We start from the raw sequence: 1206 nt of genomic DNA, 5'->3' as shown, positions 1-1206 counted from the left end.
GTGGAGCCGTTCTTCGGTCCCCACCAGGCCGGTGTCAGCACCGCCCCGCAGGCGCACGCGCTGTTCCTGGCGCTCGACCTGCGCAGCGACGGGTCGCGCAGCGCCCGCGACGCCCTGGCCGCCGTGCTGCGGCTGTGGACAGCCGACGCCGCCCGGCTCACCCAGGGCCGGCCCGCGCTGGCCGACACCGAACCCGAACTGGCGCAGCGCCCGGCCCGGCTCACCGTCACGGTCGGACTCGGGCCCACCGCGTTCGACAGGACCGGCCTGGCCGGGCTGCGGCCACCGACGGCCGCCGAACCGCCGGCCTTCCGCACCGACCGGCTGGACCCCCGATTCTGCGGTGGCGATCTGCTGCTGCAGATCTGCGCCGACGACCCCGTCGCCGTCTCGCACGCCAGCCGGGTGCTGCTGAAGAACGTCCGGACCATGACGACCCAGCGGTGGCGGCAGCGCGGGTTCCGCAAGGCCCACGGCGCCGACCCGTCGGGCGGGACGATGCGCAACCTGATGGGCCAACTCGACGGCACCGCGAACCTGCACGACGACGCGGCGTTCGACCGGTTGGTGTGGGACGACGGCGAGGCTCGCCGCTGGTTCGCCGGCGGCACCGTCCTGGTGCTGCGCCGGGTGCGCGCCGAGATGGACACCTGGGACGAGCTGGACCGCGCCAGCAAGGAACTGGTGGTGGGCAGGCGGCTCGACACCGGCGCCCCGCTGACCGGCGAACACGAGACCGACGAGCCCGACCTCGAGGCGACGGCGGGCGGCATCCCGGTGATCCCGCCGAACAGCCACGTCGCGCTGGCCCGCCACCGCCACGACGGGGAACAGTTCCTGCGCCGGCCCTACAACTACGACGACCCGCCCGCGGCCGGCCGCACCACCGACAGCGGACTGCTGTTCGCCGCCTACCAGCGCGATCCGGCGACCCAGTTCGTGCCGGTGCAGCGGCGTCTCGCCGAGGCGGACGCCCTCAACCCTACCGGGCGGGCAGGCGGGGTGACGCGCTGCGCGCCTACGACCGGATGCGCACGGTGTTCGACCGCGAACTCGGTGTCGCGCCGGGTGTCGCCGTCGAGCGGCTCGCACACGACATCCGTTCGGAGGCGGCCCATCTCACTCCCGGTCCGGCGACGTCGACCCGCAGGGCCGCCGTCCGGTCGCGCAAGCGCCCGCTGGTGGGGCGCGGGCACGACGTGCGCC

The 1206-nt window shown here is 75.2% G+C and carries 1 protein-coding gene and 1 pseudogene; both read left to right on the top strand.

Annotated elements, in window-relative coordinates:
- Positions 1–984: pseudogene (locus tag Q2100_RS30230) on the top strand (Dyp-type peroxidase); the annotation flags it as partial.
- Positions 985–1028: 44 nt separating this feature from the next.
- Positions 1029–1206: hypothetical protein (locus Q2100_RS31875; protein WP_407667727.1), on the top strand; the 178-nt coding region annotated here is incomplete at its 3' end.

The organism is Mycolicibacterium arseniciresistens (genome assembly GCF_030519285.1).
Taxonomy (GTDB): domain Bacteria; phylum Actinomycetota; class Actinomycetes; order Mycobacteriales; family Mycobacteriaceae; genus Mycobacterium; species Mycobacterium arseniciresistens.
Note: the sequence above shows the minus strand (reverse complement) of the source record. Positions and strands in the feature narration are given on the sequence as shown.